Source organism: Moorella mulderi DSM 14980 (assembly GCF_001594015.1).
Taxonomy (GTDB): domain Bacteria; phylum Bacillota; class DSM-521; order Neomoorellales; family Neomoorellaceae; genus Neomoorella; species Neomoorella mulderi.
The window spans coordinates 34367-55885 of sequence record NZ_LTBC01000016.1; the positions used below are offsets into that span (position 1 = coordinate 34367).

The 21519-nt window shown below is 51.2% G+C and carries 19 protein-coding genes and 1 riboswitch; of the genes, 3 read left to right on the plus strand and 16 right to left on the minus strand.

The features are described from left to right. Window positions 1-7: 7 nt before the first annotated feature. Window positions 8-113, minus strand: a riboswitch (TPP riboswitch). Window positions 114-236: 123 nt separating this feature from the next. From MOMUL_RS13285 to MOMUL_RS13335, 11 genes are all read right to left on the minus strand, one after another. After that, complete coding sequence (locus MOMUL_RS13285; RefSeq protein WP_062285561.1) at window positions 237-2633, minus strand: DNA internalization-related competence protein ComEC/Rec2; 2397 nt, start codon at window positions 2631-2633, stop codon at window positions 237-239. 66 nt (window positions 2634-2699) lie between these two features. Beyond that, complete coding sequence (locus MOMUL_RS13290) at window positions 2700-3755, minus strand: Ldh family oxidoreductase (protein WP_062285563.1); 1056 nt, start codon at window positions 3753-3755, stop codon at window positions 2700-2702. A 172-nt stretch (window positions 3756-3927) separates the two neighbouring features. After that, window positions 3928-5436, minus strand: coding sequence for a tripartite tricarboxylate transporter permease (locus MOMUL_RS13295; protein WP_062285565.1), 1509 nt, complete (start codon window positions 5434-5436; stop codon window positions 3928-3930). 15 nt (window positions 5437-5451) lie between these two features. Beyond that, the gene (locus MOMUL_RS13300) at window positions 5452-5910 is read right to left on the minus strand and encodes a tripartite tricarboxylate transporter TctB family protein (protein WP_062285567.1); all 459 of its coding nucleotides are present in this window, start codon (window positions 5908-5910) and stop codon (window positions 5452-5454) included. A 108-nt stretch (window positions 5911-6018) separates the two neighbouring features. Continuing rightward, complete coding sequence (locus MOMUL_RS13305) at window positions 6019-6945, minus strand: hydroxyacid dehydrogenase (RefSeq protein ID WP_062285569.1); 927 nt, start codon at window positions 6943-6945, stop codon at window positions 6019-6021. A 137-nt stretch (window positions 6946-7082) separates the two neighbouring features. Continuing rightward, window positions 7083-8105 carry a zinc-dependent alcohol dehydrogenase gene (locus tag MOMUL_RS13310; RefSeq protein ID WP_062285571.1) on the minus strand — a complete coding sequence of 341 codons (1023 nt, stop codon included), beginning with the start codon at window positions 8103-8105 and terminating at the stop codon, window positions 7083-7085. Between the two features lie 347 nt (window positions 8106-8452). After that, window positions 8453-9463: a tripartite tricarboxylate transporter substrate binding protein gene (locus MOMUL_RS13315; protein WP_062285573.1), complete on the minus strand. Its 1011-nt coding sequence runs from the start codon at window positions 9461-9463 to the stop codon at window positions 8453-8455. 183 nt (window positions 9464-9646) lie between these two features. After that, window positions 9647-10474, minus strand: coding sequence for an SDR family oxidoreductase (locus MOMUL_RS13320; RefSeq protein WP_153018411.1), 828 nt, complete (start codon window positions 10472-10474; stop codon window positions 9647-9649). Between the two features lie 57 nt (window positions 10475-10531). Beyond that, window positions 10532-11425 carry a dihydrodipicolinate synthase family protein gene (locus MOMUL_RS13325; RefSeq protein ID WP_062285578.1) on the minus strand — a complete coding sequence of 298 codons (894 nt, stop codon included), beginning with the start codon at window positions 11423-11425 and terminating at the stop codon, window positions 10532-10534. A 28-nt stretch (window positions 11426-11453) separates the two neighbouring features. Further along, window positions 11454-12407, minus strand: coding sequence for a sugar kinase (locus MOMUL_RS13330; protein WP_084785661.1), 954 nt, complete (start codon window positions 12405-12407; stop codon window positions 11454-11456). 13 nt (window positions 12408-12420) lie between these two features. Next, window positions 12421-13179 (minus strand): GntR family transcriptional regulator, encoded by a 759-nt coding sequence (locus MOMUL_RS13335; RefSeq protein WP_062285582.1) that lies wholly within the window; start codon window positions 13177-13179, stop codon window positions 12421-12423. A 247-nt stretch (window positions 13180-13426) separates the two neighbouring features. Here MOMUL_RS13335 and thiM point away from each other — a divergent pair, with 247 nt between their 5' ends. Further along, window positions 13427-14230: a hydroxyethylthiazole kinase gene (thiM, locus tag MOMUL_RS13340; protein ID WP_062285584.1), complete on the plus strand. Its 804-nt coding sequence runs from the start codon at window positions 13427-13429 to the stop codon at window positions 14228-14230. Window positions 14231-14244: 14 nt separating this feature from the next. Here thiM and splB read toward each other — a convergent pair whose 3' ends face one another. After that, complete coding sequence (gene splB / locus MOMUL_RS13345; protein WP_062285586.1) at window positions 14245-15276, minus strand: spore photoproduct lyase; 1032 nt, start codon at window positions 15274-15276, stop codon at window positions 14245-14247. 139 nt (window positions 15277-15415) lie between these two features. Here splB and MOMUL_RS13350 point away from each other — a divergent pair, with 139 nt between their 5' ends. After that, complete coding sequence (locus MOMUL_RS13350) at window positions 15416-16834, plus strand: FMN-binding glutamate synthase family protein (RefSeq protein ID WP_062285588.1); 1419 nt, start codon at window positions 15416-15418, stop codon at window positions 16832-16834. Between the two features lie 61 nt (window positions 16835-16895). Here the strand turns inward: MOMUL_RS13350 and MOMUL_RS13355 are convergent, their stop codons facing one another. Next, window positions 16896-18110, minus strand: a complete 1215-nt coding sequence (locus MOMUL_RS13355) for a D-alanyl-D-alanine carboxypeptidase family protein (protein WP_062285590.1) — start codon at window positions 18108-18110, stop codon at window positions 16896-16898. Between the two features lie 117 nt (window positions 18111-18227). On the opposite strand from MOMUL_RS13355, the gene MOMUL_RS13360 reads away from it, so the two are divergent. Continuing rightward, complete coding sequence (locus MOMUL_RS13360; RefSeq protein WP_062285591.1) at window positions 18228-18875, plus strand: HD domain-containing protein; 648 nt, start codon at window positions 18228-18230, stop codon at window positions 18873-18875. Window positions 18876-18918: 43 nt separating this feature from the next. On the opposite strand, the gene MOMUL_RS13365 is transcribed toward MOMUL_RS13360, so the two are convergent. From MOMUL_RS13365 to MOMUL_RS13375, 3 genes are all read right to left on the minus strand, one after another. Next, a complete protein-coding gene (locus MOMUL_RS13365; RefSeq protein WP_062285593.1) occupies window positions 18919-19665 on the minus strand; it encodes an ABC transporter permease in 747 nt (248 codons plus the stop codon). Between the two features lie 127 nt (window positions 19666-19792). Beyond that, the gene (locus MOMUL_RS13370) at window positions 19793-20533 is read right to left on the minus strand and encodes an ABC transporter ATP-binding protein (protein ID WP_062285595.1); all 741 of its coding nucleotides are present in this window, start codon (window positions 20531-20533) and stop codon (window positions 19793-19795) included. Next, window positions 20530-21486, minus strand: a complete 957-nt coding sequence (locus MOMUL_RS13375) for an ABC transporter substrate-binding protein (RefSeq protein ID WP_236713120.1) — start codon at window positions 21484-21486, stop codon at window positions 20530-20532. The genes MOMUL_RS13370 and MOMUL_RS13375 overlap by 4 nt, the downstream gene beginning before the upstream one ends. Window positions 21487-21519 lie beyond the last annotated feature (33 nt).

Here is a 21519-nt window from a genome sequence, read left to right on the forward strand (position 1 = left end):
TCTTGACAAACCTTTGACCCCACTTCCCTACGCTGGTATGACCCAGATCAGGTTCCAAGGGTTAGTGCACGTTTAGCACCTCTCAGCCCTCACGGGCACCCCCGGGGTGAGTATGCAATTTTCCCCGGCCCTTGCCGGTGCACCCGGTAGTACAGGTCTTATTATAAAATATTCGCCCTTAGTTAACTATTTCCTTCTGACAGGGATGGTTCTTTTTATCAACCAGGTAAATACCCTTAGTGGATGGTGGTGTTAACCTGCCAGTGTGCCCCATCGCTTTTGATTATAATCGCCCCTTGCCTGTCGGTACGGTAGACGGGCACGCCCTGCTCCTGCCAGTAGCTTAAAATTTCCGGCGCCGGGTGGCCGAAATTATTCTTCTCCCCGACGGGGATCACCACCACCTGCGGGTTCACCTGTTTTAAAAACTCCCGTTCCAGGCCGTAGCGGCTGCCGTGGTGGGGCACTTTGAAAACGGTGCTGCGGACGTCTGCCCCGCTAGCCTTAAGATCGGCCATGGCTGCTGCCTCGATATCGGCACTCAGGAGCAAGCTGAACTGCCGGTAAATTACCTTCAGCACCAGGGAGTTGTTATTGCTGTCAGAGTTGCTGCCGCTGATTTCCCGGCCGGGGTGCAGGACCTGGATATTGAGATCCGGGTCCAGGGCCAGGGCATCGCCACGGCCGGCTTCCTGCCAGGGGATCCCCCTGGCCTGGAGTTCTGCCAGGAAGGGACGGTAGGCGTCCAGCATGGCCCCGCGGAGGTGCGGGACGACCACCAGGGACACCGGCATTTCCCGGACTACAGCCGTGAGGCCGCCCATATGATCGGCATCAGGGTGGGTGCTGACCACCACATCCAGGTGCCGTACCCCCTGGCGGTGGAGAAAAGGTACCACCACCCTTTCCCCGACATCAAAATCGCCCTGGTCGTAGGGCCGGCCGCCGCCGTCAACCAGGAGGTGCCGGCCGGAAGGGGTGGCCAGGTAAATGGCGTCCCCCTGGCCGACGTCAATAAAGGTTACCTTGAGTTCCTCCTGCCGGCCCGGAGGATAAAGAAAAATTAGGAGGGTGGCCAGGGTAAGGAGAGCCAGCAGGCACAGCTCGCGGCGGTGCCACTGCCACAAAGCCTGCCAGCGGGGTTCATGGCGGCGCAGCCATATTTCCCGCCAGAGGATAAGGGCCAGGTAATAGCCGGCCACGGCCAGGGGTGAAGGTGTCGCTAAAGGTAAAGTTATGCCCGGGAGGCTGGCCAGGCGGTTCAGGAAGGCCAGGAGCAGGCTGATGAGGGGGCTGAGGGCTGCAGCTACCGTTACAGCCAGGGGTTGACTGATGAGGGCCAGGGTAGAGGCAGCCAGCCCCAGGGTGACAATGACCCCCACCAGGCCGGCAGTAACAAGGTTGGCCGGGAGGCTCAAGAGGGAGACAAAGCTAAAATAATAGGCCACCAGGGGCAGGGTGGCGAGTTGCGCTGCCAGGGGGACCACCAGGTAAGGCCGCCAGGCAGGGACCCAGGCCAGGAGGTCATCCAGCAAAGGATAAAAATAAACAATGCCCCAGGCAGCAGCAAACGACAGCTGGAAGCCGCTGTCATACAGGGAACGAGGGCGGAAGAGCAAGATTACCAGGGCCGCCAGGGCCAGGGCGGTGTAAAAGTCCCGCCGCTCCCGGCGAAGATAGGCTATCAACCCCAGGCCGGCCATGATGCTGGCCCGGTTGACAGAGGGGGTAAAACCGGTAACGGCGGCATAAAAGACCAGCCCCGCCAGCCCAAGGACCACTGCCGCTCCTGGCTTAAGACCCAGCAGGCCGGCTATGGCCATCAGTATAAGTAAAACAAGGGCCGTATTGGAGCCGCTGACGGCAAAGAAATGAAAGACCCCCAGGGTTTTGAAGGTATCACTGTCAGTATCTGTTAACTCATTAACATCCCCAAAAAGGAGGGCAGACAGGATCCCTGCCTGGCGCGGCGGCAGGGCGGCGGTGATTGCTGTTTTTACCCTGGCTTTAGCCGCCAGGGCCAGGCGCACCAGGGGATTACCCGGCTCAGTTCCCAGCTTGACTATGGCCCGCGGGTCACTTATTACCATCCGGTTATAAATATACTGCCGCGCCAGGTAAGCGCGGTAGTCCAGTTCACCAGGATTGCGGGCCGCCGGCGGGGCCGCCAGCTGGCCGTGGACGCGGAGGACATCGCCGTAACGGTAAAGTACAGGTTCCCCGCCCTTTCCCGACCGGTAAAGAACAACCTGTACCTTTTCCCTTACCCTTTTATGGTAGTCTCCCTGTCTTATCTCCCGGGCCGCCAGGGTATAGACGACCCGGTTGGAGTAAACCCGGGGTTCCTCTATTACCACACCGGTCAGGTCGAGGAAGGTCTCGCGGTCGCCTGTAAGCTGGCTCTGGTGATGGCTGCTATCCCAGGTGCTGATCAAGAGGCCCAGGGCCATAAAACCGGCCAGGAGAAATACCTGCCACTCTACCCGCCGCGGCGGCTGCCGGAACAGGTAAGCCAGAGTCAAGAGGATTACAGCCAGGGCAAGGGGCCAGACTGGCCCCACTGTTATTCGTGAGGCCAGGAGCAACCCGAATATATATGCCAGGGTAGCCCGGACTAAAGGTGCATCAATCATAAGGCAAATTTCGCCAGGATAGGTTAAAATTCCTGCTGCCTAAGTGTCATATCCCACGGTACGCAGCTAATATGTTATTAGTGGAACACCTGTAGTTTCTGACACATTCTTGAGTTCCTGAATAACTTCTTCATCTAGTGGAATCCCTGAGCGCAAACGTTCCTCTCGCGTTTCCATCTCAATTTCACCAGGAACGTATATCTTTTCAAAGCCCGGTGCAAGCGGTGAATCCTTCAAGTCTGCTATTAAGGTGTCAAAGCGTATGGCAAATTCTTCAACATCCACAAAGTTATCTATTCTAAAAGCGAGCAGCCAAACACCACAATTAAGCGGTCGTGTCCAATCGCTGGTCATGGAAGGAATACGGCTACCAAATAGAGCCCCCGTCAAGACACCGGCAAGAACGTCAATTACCAGAGATAACCCATAACCTTTAGGTCCCCCAAGCGGTAATATAAACCCTTCTAGAGCCTTGTTGGCATCCTGTGTTGGCCTGCCTTCCTTATCAATCGCCCAGCCAGGGGGTATCGGTTCACCGCGCCGTGCGGCCATGATAATCTTACCGCGCGCAGCGGCACTTGTGGCCATATCAACTACTACGGAAGGCTGCTTTCCCCCAGGAATGGCGATGGCTATGGGATTTGTTCCCAAACATGCCTTCAGTCCACCCCAGGCCGGCATATGTGCAGAAGCGTTGGCGAATACCATGCCTATCATTTGTTCTTTCATGGCCATCATGGCATAATAGCCGGCCATACCTATGTGATTGGTATTGCGTACCCCCGCGATTCCAACACCAGTTTCTTTTGCTTTTTTTATACACAACTCCATTCCTTTAAACGCCCCTACCTGGCCAAACCCATTATTTCCATCAAGCAACGCCGTACACAGGGTTTCCTTTACAATATTAGGCATGGCATCGGCATCCATCAAACCAAGTTTAATACGCTTGATGTAGACAGGCAAGCGCGATATGCCATGAGAGCTTATGCCTCTTAGATCGGCTTCCAGCAGTACGTCCGCGACAATTCGCGCTATCTCCTCTTTAGCTCCTACGGCTCTAATAGCCTTAACACAAAATTGGTGAAGTGTTTCAAACTTGATAGTTATCTGCTTACCCATAACGACATATCCCCACTTTCTACAAAACCGGAAAAATAGCTTTTTCCTTTCTAGTAACACCTGCTTTATTTCTTCTGCGGGTACTTATCTTCTGGACCTTAATCCGCGATAACTCTAAGATAAAATTACTCCAAAAAGCTTTTTACTTGAACCCGATGCCTAAACTACGGCCCTACGCGTCTTCCGATAGTTCACCTGAAGTAGACGTCTGCCTTCTTAAGCTGGTAACAACAATAACCACTAACGCGAGAAGGAATAAGGCTAATGCTATGGGACGATTAAAAATAAAGCCCAAATTACCCTGTGCCATCATACATGTTTGGCGGTAGCTATTTTCAGCCATCCCCCCAAGTACAAGTCCAATTACTAACGGAGCAACCGGAAATCCCCACTTACGGAGGAAAAAGCCCAATACACCAGCAACCAACATAATCCAAATGTCAAAAATCGAGTTCCTTACGCTGTATACACCTACGAGGCACAAAACACTTACAATTGGCATAAGAACTTGAGGTCTTACGGTCGCAAGTCTGGCAAGTATACCAACAAAAGGCAGATTAAGTAACAGTAGTATGCAGTTCGCCAAATACATGCTAGCAATAAAACCCCAGAAAAGGTCAGGAGCTTCTCTGAATAGGAAAGGACCAGGTTCAATATTGTGAATTCTCAAGCCTGCTAATAGTACTGCCGAGGGTGCTGTAAAAGCAAGACCTAAACATAACAGAGGAATCAACGAGGCTGTAGCAGCCGCGTTGTTTGCGCTCTCAGGAGCCACCACCCCCTCAACCGCACCCTTACCGAATTCTTGGGGATTTTTGGACAACCTTTTCTCAAACGCATAGGCTAAAAAGGTTGAGATAGTCGGAGATGGCCCTGGGAGTAATCCAACAAAAAATCCCAGCAAAGAACCCCTAAACATGGGAGCAATGGAACGCTTAACCTCATCAGACCTAGGGTATAAGTCACGCAATCGGATCTTTTCCATCACTCCAGGGATATATCGTTCGCTTGCTACAGTTAAAATCTCCGCAATACCGAACAGGCCCATGGCCATTGGTAGGAAATCCACACCCGACAAAAGACCAGGCAATCCAAAAGTGAAGCGTGCCCCATATCCCATTGGGTCTATTCCTATAGTAGCTATCCACAAACCCAGGGCGGCCATAAGCAAACCTTTCAGCAGAGAAGTGCCAGTTAAACCAGCTATAACAACAAAAGCAAAGACCATCAGTGCAAAGTACTCGGGAGGTCCAAAGGCCAAAGCGGCCTTCCCCAGAGGAGCAGCCACCAACTGAAGTCCAATTATACCAAGAGTGCCGGCTATCCAGGACCCTAAAGCTACTAAGGCTAGGGCCGCCCCTGCTCTTCCTTTTTTTGCCATCTGATAACCATCAATAGCAGTAACCACGCTAGCCGCTTCTCCCGGAATGTTTACTAGAATCGAGGTCGTTGAACCACCGTACTGAGCACCGAGGTAAACGCCAGCCAGCATGATTAGACCAGTCAGGGGATCAGCCATCAAAGTAAAAGGCAACATCAGAGACATCGTCGCCGTAGGACCGAGCCCTGGTAGAACCCCCACAATAGTACCTAAGAATGCGCCTACAAAACCCGCTAAAATGTTTACCGGAGAAATCGCAACTGCAAACCCATGTAATAGTTGGTGTAGGTCAGACACCATCAATTCCCTCCCACTTCAACCAAGAATACCTCGGGGTAAATCAATGTAGAAGCACACTTCAAACAACACGTAAAAGAATAGGACAACACTCAAGGATAGTAATATCGGACGCAGCCAACCCTCCAAACCCATAACCTTAAATAAAGCTAGAGCGACCAAAAACGTGACGATAATGTAGCCAAGCCAAGGCATGAAAACAAGCCAAGCGACTAGGCTCACTAGCGTTCCAATAAAGCGTTGAACCCCACCCTCCTCAAACATCATTTCTGAGGAAGTTCGTACAAAACCAGTTTTCAAGTAATCCACTAGCAAAAGAGCACCGAACGCGAAAATAAGCGAACCTGCCAGTAACGGGAAAAGCCCTCCCCCAGGCTGTTGTAGACTCCCAATACCCAGCTGGTACGACATAAAGGCGATGAGCAGTCCCCAACCGGTGACTCCGAGTGTGAAAATAAATTCAGATTTTCTACCCATAGCCGCTCCCCCCAAAAGGTTATAGAACATGACCCTTCTACATCCCTTCCACATAATCTAAACCCTACACTTCCAAATTTGCGACCAGGCACTATTTCTCACGGTAGTTTACCACACCGGATAAAGAGGTTCCCTTCCTTCCAGAAGCACACGCCTTATCTCCTGAGCAGCCATCACCGCCATTTTTTCCTGAGACTGTTCTGTCATAGCAGCAATATGCGGGGTGAGAACAACATTATCTAGATTCAACAATGAATTTCCTCTCTCGATAGGTTCTAACGCAAAAACATCGAGCGCAGCCCCGCGTATCCTTCTCTCTTGCAATGCCTCCACAAGTGCGTCCTCTTCAATAACGCCACCTCGTGCGGTATTGATTATAAATGCAGAAGGCTTCATACGCGATAAAAGTTCGCAATTGATTAAACCTCGGGTCTCATCAGTGAGAGGGCAATGAATGGAAAGAAAATCAGCCTGAGAAACTACATCTTTCAGAGGTAAAAGTTCACAATCAGCACGATCAACATTAGGGTCATAAGCTATTACTCGCAAACCACAGCCTTTTGCTAGATCGGCCACTTTTTTGCCAATCCTTCCATACCCAATTATTCCTAGTATCTTTCCGCTTAACTCTTCCCCCATGAAATCTTCACGCATCCACCTATTTTTGATGGTAAGCTCAATGTGCGCTCTGACAATATTTTTTACAACAGCAAAAATTAGCCCGATAGTGAATTCGGCAACTGCATTTGTGTTAGCGTCATCTGTGGTTGTTAACCAAATACCCTTCCGTTTCACATAAGATAGATCGATGTCGTCAAGCCCAACACCATGTCTAGCGATTATTTTCAGATGTTCATTGTTGCGGAGAACCTTTTCTGATAATTTCCCAACCTTATGTAATATTCCATCCGCACCTTTGAGCCTTTCTTCAAGTATTTCAGGACGAGGATCCTCGATTATTTCAACATCTGCGAACCCCCTTAACATATCAACTCCCACCTTCATAACCTTACCAGTAACAAATACTTTTGTCATAAACTCCCCTCCGGTGATAATAAGTAGGTTCTCGAAAACTCCCAATAGTTGCTAGGCAAGCCCTTATGAAAGAACTTTTTATTTTTTACCCTCATCCCCGAGGGGTATAGAGACACTTACCAGTGAAAATGGCTGACCTAAAACTTGACAATCACCTTAAGCACGTCTTGATCCCTTTTTCGGATTAAATCTATCCCCTTCTCAATCTCCTCAAGAGGAATCTGGTGCGTCACAAGCAATTCAAACTGATCCCTGTTTATTTCAAGAATTTTAATAGCATCCAGGAAGTCTTCCTTGCAATACGTCGAACTTCCCACTAACGTCTGCTCTTTTAGGCGGCTTTTTTCAATATCAATCACGTCTGGAATATCAAACTGTCCTACGAGAATAATCCTCCCTTTTTTCCGTACAATGGAAAAAGCCTCATTTAATAGAACAGGAGCACCAGCTGCAATAATAGCAACATCAACCTGGGTTAAACCGCAAGCCTCTTCCATTTTAGAAAGAAAGCAATCTTTTGCGCTATTTACCACAACATTTGCTCCTAAACGTTTTGCTGCGCTTAGCCTAAAGTCTACTAGGTCCGCCACAACTATATGGTCTGCCCCTGCCCTGTGCGCACATGCTACGCACATCAACCCGATGGGCCCGGCGCCCAAAATAGCAACCTTTTCGCCCCGTCTAACTTCTCCTCTTTCTATCACATGAACACCTACTGCCAAAGGTTCCACCAGGGAACCAACGATATCGTCTAATACATCAGGAATCGTGTAAATCGTTTCCTCAGGCGCAACGATATATTCTGCGAACCCACCCGCCCACTCATTCGTACCTAAAAGGATTTTGTGGTCGCAAAGGTTTGACCAATCCATAACACATGGCGGACATGCCCCACAGTTTTTTCGGGGCAATACTGTAACCCTGTCGCCAACTTTAAACTTCCTGACCCTCTTACCAACCTCAACAATGACACCGATAACCTCATGGCCAAGAATGGCAGGCGGTCTACGACGTGGATGGATCCCCTCATAAGCGTGAAGGTCGGACCCGCAAATGCCGGCGGCTTTAACCTTTATTAGGACTTCTCCATCTGCAGGCTTCGGCTCAGGTACGTTCTCAATTACTATTTTGTAAGGTGCTTGTAAAACCGCTGCCCTCATCCTTTTCCCTCCACTAGTCATTTCAATGTTCTTGAAATACAATTCTCTCTCCAGCGGTTCATATAAAAAGGTACTCTCGGATATTTCTCCTGCTACTCTCAAAACGAAATCAAAGTTAAAGCCTTGAAAGCAGTCCTTTGATATAGGTTATTTAGTCTTGTTCGCCGGTATTGACGTTAGCCTCCGCCTGCTAGTTGTCAAGCTCCTTAGGTACTACCGCCACATCACTGGTTACGGAGTATTACTCGCCCCCTTGACAACTTACACCCCACTCTAAACCGCGCCATCACGTCCCTGTCCCAGCCAGGCTTTTTAGCCTCGCTGGGACAGGGAATAGAATGAGAAAATTATTTCTTCAAACCTATTTCCGTAATTATGCTTTCGTAAAACCTGCTCTGCTCCTCCAAGAACTTAGCGTATTCCTCAGAACCCATGTACTTCAATGTGTACGCTTTTTTCTTCATCTCCGTCTTCCATTTGTCCGTCTCTACAGCCTTTTGGAACGCCTCTTCCAGCTTTTTTATAACGTTAGAAGGAGTACCTTTAGGAGCGATAACACCCTTAATACTTGCTATCGAAATATCTATACCCATTTCCTTAAAAGTAGGTACATCTGGAAAGGCTTCGACCCGTTCTTCGCTCATCACGCCCAAGAGGATGACCTCGCCATTCTTTAGCTGGGTATATGCTTCCGCAGGACTTGCCGTCGCAGCATCCACATGTCCTCCCATAAGGTTCGCTATCGTTGTAGCAGTACTGGGGAATGACACCAGATTAAATTTCAGCCCCGTTTTCCTCATTAGATCAACATCCGCTAAGTGCCAGATGCCGCCAGGGGTCAAAGTTCCCATTTTAACTTTACCTGGATTGGCCCTAACATAATCCTCAAATTCCTTCCAGGTTTTCCACGGAGCATCTTTCTTTACTACTATCGCTCCGGTTTCATAACACAGATTAGCCACAGGTTGGAGGTCTTTATAGGTCAAATGGAGGGTACCTAACGCTGGCAATGTTAGAAGAGTTGGGCTGTTAACTGCAATGGTATAACCATCAGGCTTGCTTTTCGAAAGCTCTTCATAGGAGATTCCCCCCGTCGCACCTTCCTTATTGACAACAATTATTTTTTGTCCCAAAAAGGGCTCCGCAGCTTCAGCTATTGCTCTAGCCACAATGTCCATGCTGCCTCCTGGCGCCCAACCGCAAAGAAGTGTTATAGGCTTTCCCGGATAATTGTCTTTGGTCTGCTTTTCCGCTTGTGTGTTTTCTTTCGAGCCGTTATTAGTTCCACAACCTGCCAATAAACTTAGCGCAACTACCAATAAAACAATTATTAGGGTTTTAGCTTTTAGGACTTTCATGGTTTTAACCTCCCGATTTTATTGATTTGGCCTATAGAACACGAGTTACATTCAAAAAAATTAACTAAATCATAGCGCCACCCCCCAGGTTTAAGAATCGATCCTTTCGAAGCAGAATTTCTGAACCTGTTTCAGCACAATACTTTTTTGTGTATAAAGGTTTTTGCTTCGTAAATAATCTGATTACACTCCCGAAAAAGCATTAAATCCTCCATCAATTGGTACAATAATTCCAGTTACAAATTTTGCTGCATCAGAAGCAAGCCAGATACATGCTCCGATTAGATCTTCAGGGTCGCCAAATTTGCCCATAGGGGTATGAGATATAATTGCCTTCCCTCGCAGAGTAAGATTTCCTTCTTCGTCTATGAGTTCGGAGCGATTCCGATCATTTATGAAAAAGCCAGGAGCAATGGCATTAACTCTTAACTTTTTATTATATTCCTGAGCAAAATGGACTGCCAGCCACTGGGTAAAATTGCTTACTGCAGCTTTAGCTGCAGCATATCCAGGTCTTCCGGTAAGGGGACGGAAAGCATTCATAGAGGATATATTTATAATGGAACCCCCTTCTTTATTTTTCACCATAACTTCCCCAAAGACCTGAGCAGGAAGTATGGCTCCTCCAAAAAGATTAAGCCATACCACTTTCTTTAAAGCAGAAAGAGGAAGGTCAAAAAACTTAATTTTATCCGAGGTAATTGCTTCTTTAATGTTTCCACCTGCTGCATTAACCAAAATATCAACTTTGCCAAAATCTCTGATTATCTCATCCCGACAGGCTTTTATTTTCTCGATATCCATAATATCTATATAATAGCCTTCTGCTTTTATCCCTTCCTTTTTAAGCTCATTTACCACTTTATCTGCGTTGACGGTATGATAGCATACAGCAACTTCAGCTCCAGCTCTTCCCAATCCTTTGGCAATGGCAGAACCCAAAACACCAGCGCCTCCAGTAATTACTGCTGTTTTACCCTCAAGACTAAACATCTCTAAATTTCCCTTCAATATTTTCCCCTCCCTGTAATAATTACTACCTATTTCCATCCCCTCTTTCGGAGGCACCTAAGAATCTAGCATGCCATGTTCGACAAGCGCCTGTTGGATACGCTGGTATTCTACTTGCGAGACGGGTTCGAACGGTGCTTTTGGCACACCGATATCTACTCCTAACATACGCATAACGGCGTGATAGAAAGGAACAGGAATCCCCTCTCCAGTAACCTTCCTGAGCACGTTGGCCTTTTTCTGTAATTTAGCCGCTTCTTCGTATTCGCCCCTTCGGCAAAGCTCATAAATATGAATGATAAATTCCGGAAACGCATTGGACAGACCTGAAACACAGCCTGAAGCGCCGCCTATCATAGCTGGTACCAAATGAGTCTGTGAGCCAATTAAGAATATAAAACCTGGCTTTTTAACCTCACCCATAAAGTTATAGAAAAGGGCAATATCGCCGCTGCTGTCTTTAACTCCAGCAAGGCCATATTCGGCCAACTCTGAGAGAACTTCAGGAGTAACCACATAATGGGCGTACTTGGGGTTGTTATAAACAAGTACAGGTAGGTTTGAAGCATCAATTAGCCGTTTATAATGGTTAACAATAGCTCCCTTTAAGTGTCTATAATAGAAGGGTGTAACAGCGGCAACAGCATCAACCTTCAGGCTTTCTGCATGTTTCAATAACCGTAATGTCGTTTGGGTATCTGCAGCCCCTATATGAAGTACAATACTAATTCGCCCATTTACTGTTTCGGCCACAGTTTCTGCCACTTGCATCCGCTGCTCGGGAGTCATAAGAGGCCCTGAACCATATGACCCGCAGACAAAAAGACCATGTACTCCTTTGCCGACTAAGTGTTCAACATAGCGCCTTAGACCTTCGAGGTACACCTCCCCATCAGCGTCAAAGGGCGTTACTAATGCTGGAAGAATTCCTTCGATACGTTTTTTTTGCATTAATAAAATCCTCCTTTATTAAGTGAATCTATCGATTTATGATTGTTGAGTTACCCTTCATAAAAGCGATCAGCTCGTTGCGATAAGGGAGGGCCTCTATATTTCCAGTAACACCTAAAGCCAGAGCACCCATAGCATTAGCTATCCTTCCAGCTTCCTCCAAGCTTAATCCTTCAAGCAATCCTGTTATTAAGCCTGCAGCAAAAGCGTCCCCCGCACCAAATGGGTCCACAACGCGCTCCACCGAAAAGGCCGGTACATAAACTTCCTGGTGCGCATTAGCAACCAACGCACCTTTTGAACCAAGCTTTAAAGCCACAATACCCGGACCCAGCTCAAGAAAACGCTCAACGATCTTTTCGGGCTCGTTTTCACCAAGGAGTATTTGGGCTTCCTCGATACCAGGAAAAAGGATATCGGCTTTCCTAATTAGGTTGAGAAGGACAGGAATAGCTCTTTCCTTTTTCCATAGTTTTAATCGAAGGTTTGGGTCAAAAGAAATTAAGACACCGCATTCTTTCGCAATATCCATGGCTCTCTCTACTGTTGCCAAGCAGGAAGGGCTAAGGGCAGGAGTAATGCCTGTCAAGTGTAAATATTTCGCACCGTATATGTATTGCGGGTCGATATCTTCGGGCTTCATTTTACTGGCTGCTGAGTTTTGCCGGTAGTAATAATTTCGGCTTTCCCCTCCTTCACGGCGTTCTTTGAAAAATACTCCTGTGGGAGCTTCAGAGTCTAGCTTTACTTGTGAAACATCGACACCTTCTCCCCGCATCATTGCAAGGATCAATTTGCCAAACTCGTCGTCCCCTAACCGGCTAATCCAACCTGCACTATGGCCCAAACGCACAATACCAACAGCAAACGTAGATTCAGCCCCACCGGTACGCAATTCAAAATGTGTACTATAACGCAATGGGCCAGGGGAAGTTGCTACTAAGACTGCTAAAGTTTCTCCCAGTGTTACAACTTCAGGCACAAGGATACCCCTCCTACGTCGCCTCTGAGCTCGATCTTTGACCAAGAACTTCATAGTTTTCAACAGTTAGTTTGAACATGTCCCCACGATATAGTCCCTTACCGTATCGAATAGGTTCGTTGCCCTCGGTGTAAAGTACGCCTTCTACGACCAGTAACGGCTCTCCTTCCTTAACCCCTAAAATCTTTGCTTCAATGCCTTTTGCTACTACTGGTTGTACTGTGTCTCTTGAGCGCACAAGCCTTATACCGCATTTTTGATGCAGCGTTTTAATCAACGATTCCACTCTTAGGTCAACTTCCAATAAGGCGGCACATCGCGGGAAAGGTAAATAGGACCACTGTAAAACCGCCGGCTGTTCATCAACCAGACGTAAGCGCTTAATCTCAATAACTTTTTCTCCCGGGGCTACCTTTAAACTACTTGCCACCGTGGTTGTTGCAGGGACCACCCCGGCAGAAATCAACTGCGTACTCACGCGAAAACCTTGTTGGGCCATTTTTTGCGAAAAGCCTATCATGGTGCTTAACTGGCTGCTTATTTTAGGAGTGGCCACAAAGGTTCCTTTTCCTGAACGCCGAAAAACCCATCCCTCAGCAACCAGCTCAGCAATAGCTTGCCTGGCTGTCTGCCGGCTAATCTTAAATTCCTTTACCATTTCCCAGTCAGAAGGTATTCGGTCGCCCGGCTTTAAGATATTGTTTTGAATCTGCTGCCTGAGATAATCAGCAACCTGATGGTAAAGAGGCACCGGGGAATCCCGCTCAAACAAGTCGTCACCCTCTTTGTTAATACTATGTCGTCCCTGTCCGTACAGGTTATTGCAATAATAATATTCGACATCTCTCCGAAGATTCCTCTTTTGTCCTTAAAAAATTTCTTAAAAAATTTTCCCCTCAAAAACCGCCCCGCCATATTTCTTTTTGCCTTGAGGCTTGACCTGGATACATTTATAGTTCCATTACTTGAACTTTATGGTATACTAAAGTTCAACAAAGCTCCTTGAAAGGAAGGGTATTATGAACTGGGGAGAACAGGTGGCTGCGAGACGGCAAAGGGTATATGAACAACGGCCGTTAGTCCATCATATTACCAATTTAGTGGTAACCAATCTTACGGCTAATGTGACGCTAGCGGTCGGCGCCTCGCCAGTCATGGCCTATGCCAGGGAAGAAGTAGCTGATATGGCCCGCCTGGCCCAGGCGGTAGTACTGAATATGGGAACCTTGACGGGAGAGGTAGTAGAAGCGATGCTCCTGGCAGGTAAAGCAGCCAATAAGGCCGGCATCCCTGTAGTTTTCGATCCTGTAGGAGCCGGGGCTACGCCTTTCCGCACCCGGACGGCGCAAAAAATTATCAAGGAACTGTATATCGATATCCTGCGCGGCAATGCGTCGGAAATAGCCAGTATAGGTGGTTTTGGCGGGCAAACAAAAGGAGTAGATGCCGCAGGGGCTCCTGCCCAGGTGGCAGAAATGGTCAAGCAAGTAGCTAGGGATTTAAATACAGTGGTAGCGGTTACGGGAGCTACCGATTACATTAGTGACGGCGAACGCTTAATAGCAGTGGACAACGGGCACCCTCTGCTGACTCTTGTTACCGGTACCGGCTGTTCTGCCACCTCCATAATTGCCGCTTTCCGGGCCGTGGAAGATGATGGTGTAACGGCCAGTACCGCTGCCCTCGCCTATTATGGGCTGGCGGCTGAAAAGGCGGCGGCAGCCAGCCAGGGACCGGCCAGCTTCCAGGTAGCCCTCCTGGATACGCTTTATAATTTAGCCGGCGAAGAACTCGCCCGGGGAGTAAAAATACGCGCCTTGTAAACTGATAATCTTAGCTATATAAAATATTCTATAGCTGCCCGGGGTAGATAGGCAGCTACCATCTCTTTAAAAAACGACTCAATCTCTGTTTTTACTTTGGCGGGGTAAACATATTTACCGTAACCGAACTGGCCGTATTTGAAAGTACGGTTCTCTTCATCGAGAGGTAATTCTGTTTTAGGAAATAAAGTTTCTATAGTGGTCTTCGCCTTTTTAGTGAAGCGATGGGTTATCAATTCCAGGGTCAGGTCATTATGTTCTGCCAATAAAGGTTGCCGGGCAATTTCTTGAAAAAGAGCACGGTACTGCTCTTGCCAGCCGTCCAGGTAAAATATGGGGGCTATGATAAAACCCGGAAGGTAACCGGCCTTTACTATTTTAAGGGCTGCTGCCAGCCGTTCTGCCAGCGGCGGCGTACCATGCTCAAAACGCTTAATTATATTTGCGGCGTTAATACTAAAACGAAAGCGGGTATGACCGCGGTGGTCTAATCCCAAAAGGTTTGCAACATCGGTAAATTTGGTGACAACGCGCAAGCGCCCCAGGGGTTGATTACCCATAAATTCAATGGTACGGGCCAGATTACCGGTATATTTTTCTACCGGAAGGGGGTCTGAAGTAGCTGCCGCTTCAAAAACCGTAACCTCTGGTTTTCTGCGCTCAATATATTCCGCGGCCAGCTCCAGAATCTCACTCAAATTTACATAAATTCTCTGGTAAGGCCTGCGTCCAAAATGAGTAAACAGGTAACAGTACTCACACATTGCCGGGCAACTGGTAGCCAGGGGCAATTGGTAGTGGGCCGAAGGTTTACAGGTTTCTAAATGCCTGCTTCGTCTTACCCCCACCACCAGGGTTCGTTTGGCTTCCACGAAGCTTTCTTGAACTGATTTACCCGGGACACAAATTACCCGGTTGTGGGATGGAGTAAAGTGTATCTCGAGCCCTTTTTGACGGAAAGCATGATATAGTTTTTTACCCAGGGGATAATTGAGGGCTGCCGGCTCAAAAACAACCCGTTTAATTTCAGCGCTCGTTTTTATCACCTGCCTGGCCCTAGTCTGTCCAGTTCCAGGTGGCAATATTATTCCGCCGCAGCGAGCTCGCGGTAATGACCGGAGAATATAATTTTCGCCTTGAGGGAGATACTGATAATACATTGTCCACAAGGGAACGGATAGCCAGATGGGAAATAAAAAAGCCGGGACTACCAATCTCTGGAAAGCGACTCTGGGTTCGGCCGGCCTGACCCTTTTGGGGCTATGGCTTTTCAGCCGCCCCCTGCTGAACCGCTTTCACGATTCTTTTCTTAAAACCGTGATGACCGATCCCTATGAAGAGAATTTCTGGGAGTTTGTCTCGGCCTCAACACGTACCGGCCTCCAGAAAATTGTTGAAACTAATTTACGTGCCCATCAGGGGCAGCTTCTCCAGCGGCCTTTCGGCAGCCCCTGGCGTCCCCCCGGTACGGGCGGCCTCGTCTTTAACCTGGCGCAGCTGGCCAGGCTGCCTGTTGAGGAAAACGTTCCCGTTGATACAAAGGTAACCCTGGGGCCGCAGGCCGCCAGGCCCCTTAAAATAAGCATGCCGATTATCGTATCCGGCATGGCCTACGGGCTGGCCTTAAGCGAAAAGGCCAAGATAGCCCTGGCCAGGGGAGCCAGCCTGGCCGGTACCGCCACCAATACCGGGGAAGGGCCTTTCTTGCCTTCCGAGAGGCAGGCTGCCAGGCACCTCATCGTCCAGTACAACCGCGGCGGCTGGAATCATAACCCCCGCATACTCAAACAGGCCGACATGGTGGAAATCCAGTTTGGCCAGGCAGCCAGAGGCGGGCTGGGCCACAGCACCAATTATGACGAGATTCCTCCCAAAGGCCGTCACCTTCTCGGGCTCAAGCCCGGCCAGGCGGCTGTAACTCATGCCCGTATGCCCGGTATCAAAGATCCGCAAAAAGACCTGCCGCCCCTCGTCGCCAGGTTACGCCACCTGACCGGGGGCGTTCCCATTGGCGCTAAAATCAGTGCCGGTAATGACCTGGAGAAGGACCTGGCCATCCTCCTGGAAGCAGGTGTCGACTTTATTGCCATAGATGGAGCCGGGGCGGCTAGCAAGGGCTCACCGCCCATCATCCAGGATGACTTTGGCGTGCCCACGGTCTATGCCGTCAACCGCGCGGCCACTTTTCTAAAAAAACAAGGGGTAAAAGACAGGGTAAGCCTCATCGCCGGCGGCGGGCTGGTTACCCCGGGCGACTTTTTAAAAATCCTGGCCCTGGGGGCCGACGCCGTATATATCGGTACTATCGCCCTTTTCGCCCTCACCCACACCCAGGTCTTGAAAGCCATGCCCTGGGAACCTCCGGTCCAGGTAGTCTTTGCCCAGGGGCGTTATCAGGACCGGCTGGATGTAGACAAGGCGGCCCATAACCTGGCCAATTTCTTAAGGGCCTGTAACGCCGAGATCACGGAAGGAGTGCGGGCCCTGGGCAAGAAATCCGTCCGGCAGGTCAACAAGACCGATTTGGTTGCCCTGGACCCGGTCACGGCCAGGGCCTTAGGTATTCCCCTGGCTACCCGTGGTAGAAGCGGCTTCCTCTCCTGATATAGCCGGGTAGCTGCACGACCGGCGGGGGCTGGCTGCGGCCTGGGTGGCCTTAGTGGACTCAAGGGTAATCGCTGAAAACCCGGCTCCGGAAAACCCGCTGGCGCTGCCGCTTAACCTGCGCCTGGCGGTATAAAAGGAAGAAGGCCCCCAGCGCCAGGCTCAACCGTAGCCACCAGTCACTGAGACTGAGGGGCCGGGCTGGGATGGGCTGGCGGTTAATTACGTCCACGCGGCCTACTATTTCCCCATCCTGCCGGAAAACCATCTCCCCTACGCGGGTACCAGCGGATAGAGGCCCTTTGAGGGGAGATAATTGCAGCTGCCCGGCGGGGGGACTACTATTATCATTTTTGCGGACTACAGCCAGGTCACCGGCCGCGGCCAGTTCTATCTTTTTCCCGTTGCCCGGGTCAATTACGGCTACTATCTCACCCTGCCGGACCAGTTGAAAAGAACGGAACTCCTTAAAGCCGTAGTCCAGGAGAGCGGCCACGTCCTGCTCGGCCGCCCGGGCACCGGGCTCGTCCAGAACAACGGCAATAAAACTCTGCCCCTGCCGGGTGGCCGAGCCTACCAGGGTAAAGCGGGCCTCGGAAGTATACCCGTTTTTGACGCCGTCGGCACCTTCATAGTTCCAGAGGAGTTTGTTCTGGTTGACCAGGGTTGTTTCCCATTCCTGGCCGTGCCAGGGCCGGGTTCTGGTAGCTACTATGCGGCGAAAGGTTTCATCCTGCATGGCGGCCCGGGCAATGATGGCCAGGTCCCGGGCCGTGGTATAATGGTTAGGGTCTGACAGGCCATTGGGCGTGACAAAGTGGGAATTTAAGGCGCCCAAGGACGCGGCCTTTTCATTCATCAGCCGGGCAAAGCCTTCCATAGAACCACCATAATGTTCGGCTATAGCCAGGGCGGCATCGTTACCGGAGTTAAGGAGCATGCCGTAAAGCAGGTTCTCCAGGGTGACTTTCTCCCCTTCCACCAGGTAGACCCGGGTACCGTCCACCCGGGGCGGGTTGGGTCCAACAGTAATCACATCATCTAAATGGCCCTTTTCCAGGGCAATCATGGCGGTGAGGATTTTGGTGGTACTGGCCGGGGCCTTGCGTTCGTCGGGATTTTTAGCGAAGAGCACCTTTCCCGTAGCTGTATCCATCAGCACTGCTGCCGCTGCCGTAAGCTCGGGAGGGCCGGCGGTCTCTGCGGCCGGTGCGGGTACTGCTCCGGCAAAAAGAAAGAGCAAGCTGGTAATAATCAGGAGAGAAATTTTTTTCACTATCTCTGCAGGTGGCATTTATCCTGGTAAATCCCCTTTCTATGTGATCTCCATCATAGCAGCCTGGAAGCCTGTGTATTAGTATGCAGGTAACATTTTTGAAGGGGGGACCTAAAAATGAGCCTGGGACGCTGCCCCGGCCAGGACCGGCGCTACTGGAAGCCTGACGATATTTTCGAGGAACCCTGCCCCCACTGCGGCGGCCTGATTGAGTTCTGGAAAGACGATGTCAACTTACGCTGCCCCCACTGCCGCAAGCTGGTAACCAACCCCCGCTTTGACCCCGGCTGTGCCGCCTGGTGTTCCTACGCCAGCAAGTGCCTGGGAGAAATGGCCGCCGTTTACCAGCACCAGCCCCGGGTAATCCGCGATAAGCTGGAAGTGGAAGCCCGGAAAAATCTCTTCCACCAGCGGGAATTGCTCAACCTGGCCTTAAAGGCCGCCGGCTTTGCCGAAAAAATAGCCCGGGAAGAAGGCGTGCAACCCCTGGTGGCCATCGCGGCCTGCCTCTTCTATGACCTGGGTGCGGGCGGAGAAAAGGCAGGCAGCGCTGCCCTGGCCCGGGAGATCATGACCAGGGTTGGCCTCGAACCAGACATTATTGAACAGGCGGTAAAGATTATCGCCGCCGGGGAGACGGTCCTGGACGACCCCGCCTGGCAAGTAGTCCAGGATGCCCGGCGCCTGGCCCGCCCGGCAGGTGCCGGGCAGGAAGAAGGCTCCTTTTATACTGCTGCCGCCCTTCGCCTGGCTCTACAACCATAATTACGCCGAAGCTTTGCCTCCCCTGCCGGCCCCGCAATGCTGATTACAGCCGCTGCCAGGGACACAGGAGATATTCCAGGAAATTAAGCAAAATATACAGCACCAGCCCCATGCCGGCCATAGCCAGGATCCCGGCAAACATGGCGCCGTAATCGGCCCGGAACAAGCCGTCAAGGATAAAATAGCCCAGGCCGCTGTTGCCAGCAATGGTTTCACTTAAAAAAAGAACGGAAATGGCGCTGCCCAGGGAAATGCGGCTGGCAGTAATGATCTCTGGCAAACAGGCAGGTAAAATTACCTGGCGGTAGAGGCTGATTTTCCCAGCCCCCAGGGAAGCAACGGACAGCAGCAGCTGGTGAGGGATCTGCCGCGCTGCGTCCCGGGTCGTAATCAGGATCTGGTTGACAATGACCAGGAAAATGACCAGCATCCTGGTGGCGTCACCAATGCCCAAGAGGACCATGGCTACAGGTAACAGGGCCACCTTGGGAACCGGGTAAAGCAAATAGACCAGGGGCGCCAGGAAGGAATCAAAAGCCGGGTGGCGGCCGGCCCAGAGGCCTAAAGGTACAGCTATTATAAGGGCCAGGGCCAGGCTCCCCAGCACCCGGTAGGTGCTGATATAAAGGTGCCGGGCCAGTTCCGGCCACCCCACCTTAACCAGGCTCCGGAGGGCCGGTAAAGGACCCGGCAGGCCCGGGTTGTTGATCCATACGGCCACAAGCCACCAGAGGCTAAATAAAAAAAGGATAGACAAAATATAGGACAGGGCTTGGCGGGAGTCGCGCATGACAGCTGGGCGCACCTCCGTAAAAGATTGCTGCGCTAAAAGGATGGCTTTTGTTTGGAGCGAGCTTCTACCGAGCGGCGAAGCGGCCTTGGCAAAGCCGGAGCGAGGGCGGGGCACTGCGAGATGCTTACTCTTGCAGGAGCTGGCGCACCCGGGAGCAGAGGTGATGGAACTTGCTGGTAAAGCGGTAGTCCCCGCTTCCTGCCCCCGGGTTGGCCAGGACCGCCTTTACCTGTCCCGGCGCCCCTGTCAGGACAATAATTTGCTGCCCCAGGAAAACGGCTTCCTCGATGTTATGGGTAACCAGCACGGTAGTCAGCCGGCGCTGGTTTTGTATTTCTACCAGGATTTGCTGTAAACTCTCCCGGGTCAGGGCATCCAGGGCCGAAAAGGGCTCGTCCATTAACAGGACGTCCGGTTCCAGGGAAAGGGCCCTGGCAATGGCCACCCGTTGTTTCTGTCCCCCGCTCAGCTGGGCCGGGTAACGCTTCTCCAGTCCGGCCAGCCCCAGGCCGGCCAGCAAAGGCTGCAGGCGCTCCTGCTGCTGGCGGGCGGTGAACTTCCGCAGGGCCAGGCCCAGGGCCGCGTTTTCCCACACCGTTTTCCAGGGTAAGAGGCCGTAATCCTGGAGAATAATCGCCGTCCGCTGGCGCGGCTTTGTTATTCTTTCCTCCCCGATCCATATTTCCCCCCTGGCCGGCTGCAGAAGACCGGCCAGCAGGTAGAGCAGGGTTGTTTTTCCGCAACCTGAAGGGCCTATGAGGACACAGGTCTGCCCCGCCGGCACGGTGAGGTTAATGTTAACCAGCGCCGGTACGGCCCCCCCGCCGGTGTAATAGGTGTAATCAAGATTAAAAACCCGGATCACTTATTCTCCCTGCCGCCAGGGACAAAGGTGGGGTCCACCAGTTCTTCGTAGCTGTACGCCGCCGGTAGTAATTTTTTAGCCACCATCCATTCCTGGACATCGGCCACTTCGGTTTTTCCGGGTACCTGGGGCGGTGAAAATTTAGGCGACAAGTACGTATCCTTGAGCTCTGCGGGAATCCTGGCCCTGGTAATAAACAGCTCCCGGTACTTATCCGGCTGGCTGCTTACCAGGCCGGCCGCCTCGGCATAAACCTGCAGCAGCTTCTTGATGGCTGTCGCTTTTTCTTTGATGGTTTCTTCCCGGAAGATAAGGACCACCTGGGACAAATTGCGGTTAATTTTCGTATCGTCTAGGATGACCCGGCCGCCCTTTTTCTCGGCCAGGGTGGCAAAGGGATCGGGCAAGAGGGCTGTTTCCAGCCGGCCCCCCAGGAGCAGCTGCAGGCGTTCCGGGATCTGGGGCACGGCCACCTTCTGCACGCTGCCGGGTTCTACCCCCGCGCCCTGCAGGAGCCTGTCGGCGACATATTCAATGATGGTATTTTCCGAAATACCCATGGTTGCTCCCTTGAGCTGTTCTGGGCGGCTGACAGCGGAACCAGGCCGGGCGACCAGGGCAAAGCGTCCTTCGGACGGTGTTGCCCCCATGGTCAGGGAGACGATTTTGACCGGCGTCCCGCCTTTCCGCAGGAGGGCCGTGGCCACAATGTCCGCCGCTTCACCGTCGATGTTTTTAGCCTGCAGGGCCAGGTCGCGGTCCCGGGCACTGTTGAAGGGTACTAACTCGACCTTCAGCCCGGCTTTGGCAAAAAGGCCTTCCTGCTCAGCTACAAAAAAGGGGAAATTATCTTCCACCGGGATTAGGCCCAGCTTCAGGCTTTCCTCTCCCTTACCCTTACCTGCCGGTGCCTTGCAGCCGGCTGCCATCAAAGCCAGGAACAGGATAAGCAAAAAGAAGACCAAGCGTTTCCCGCCCATTTTTTC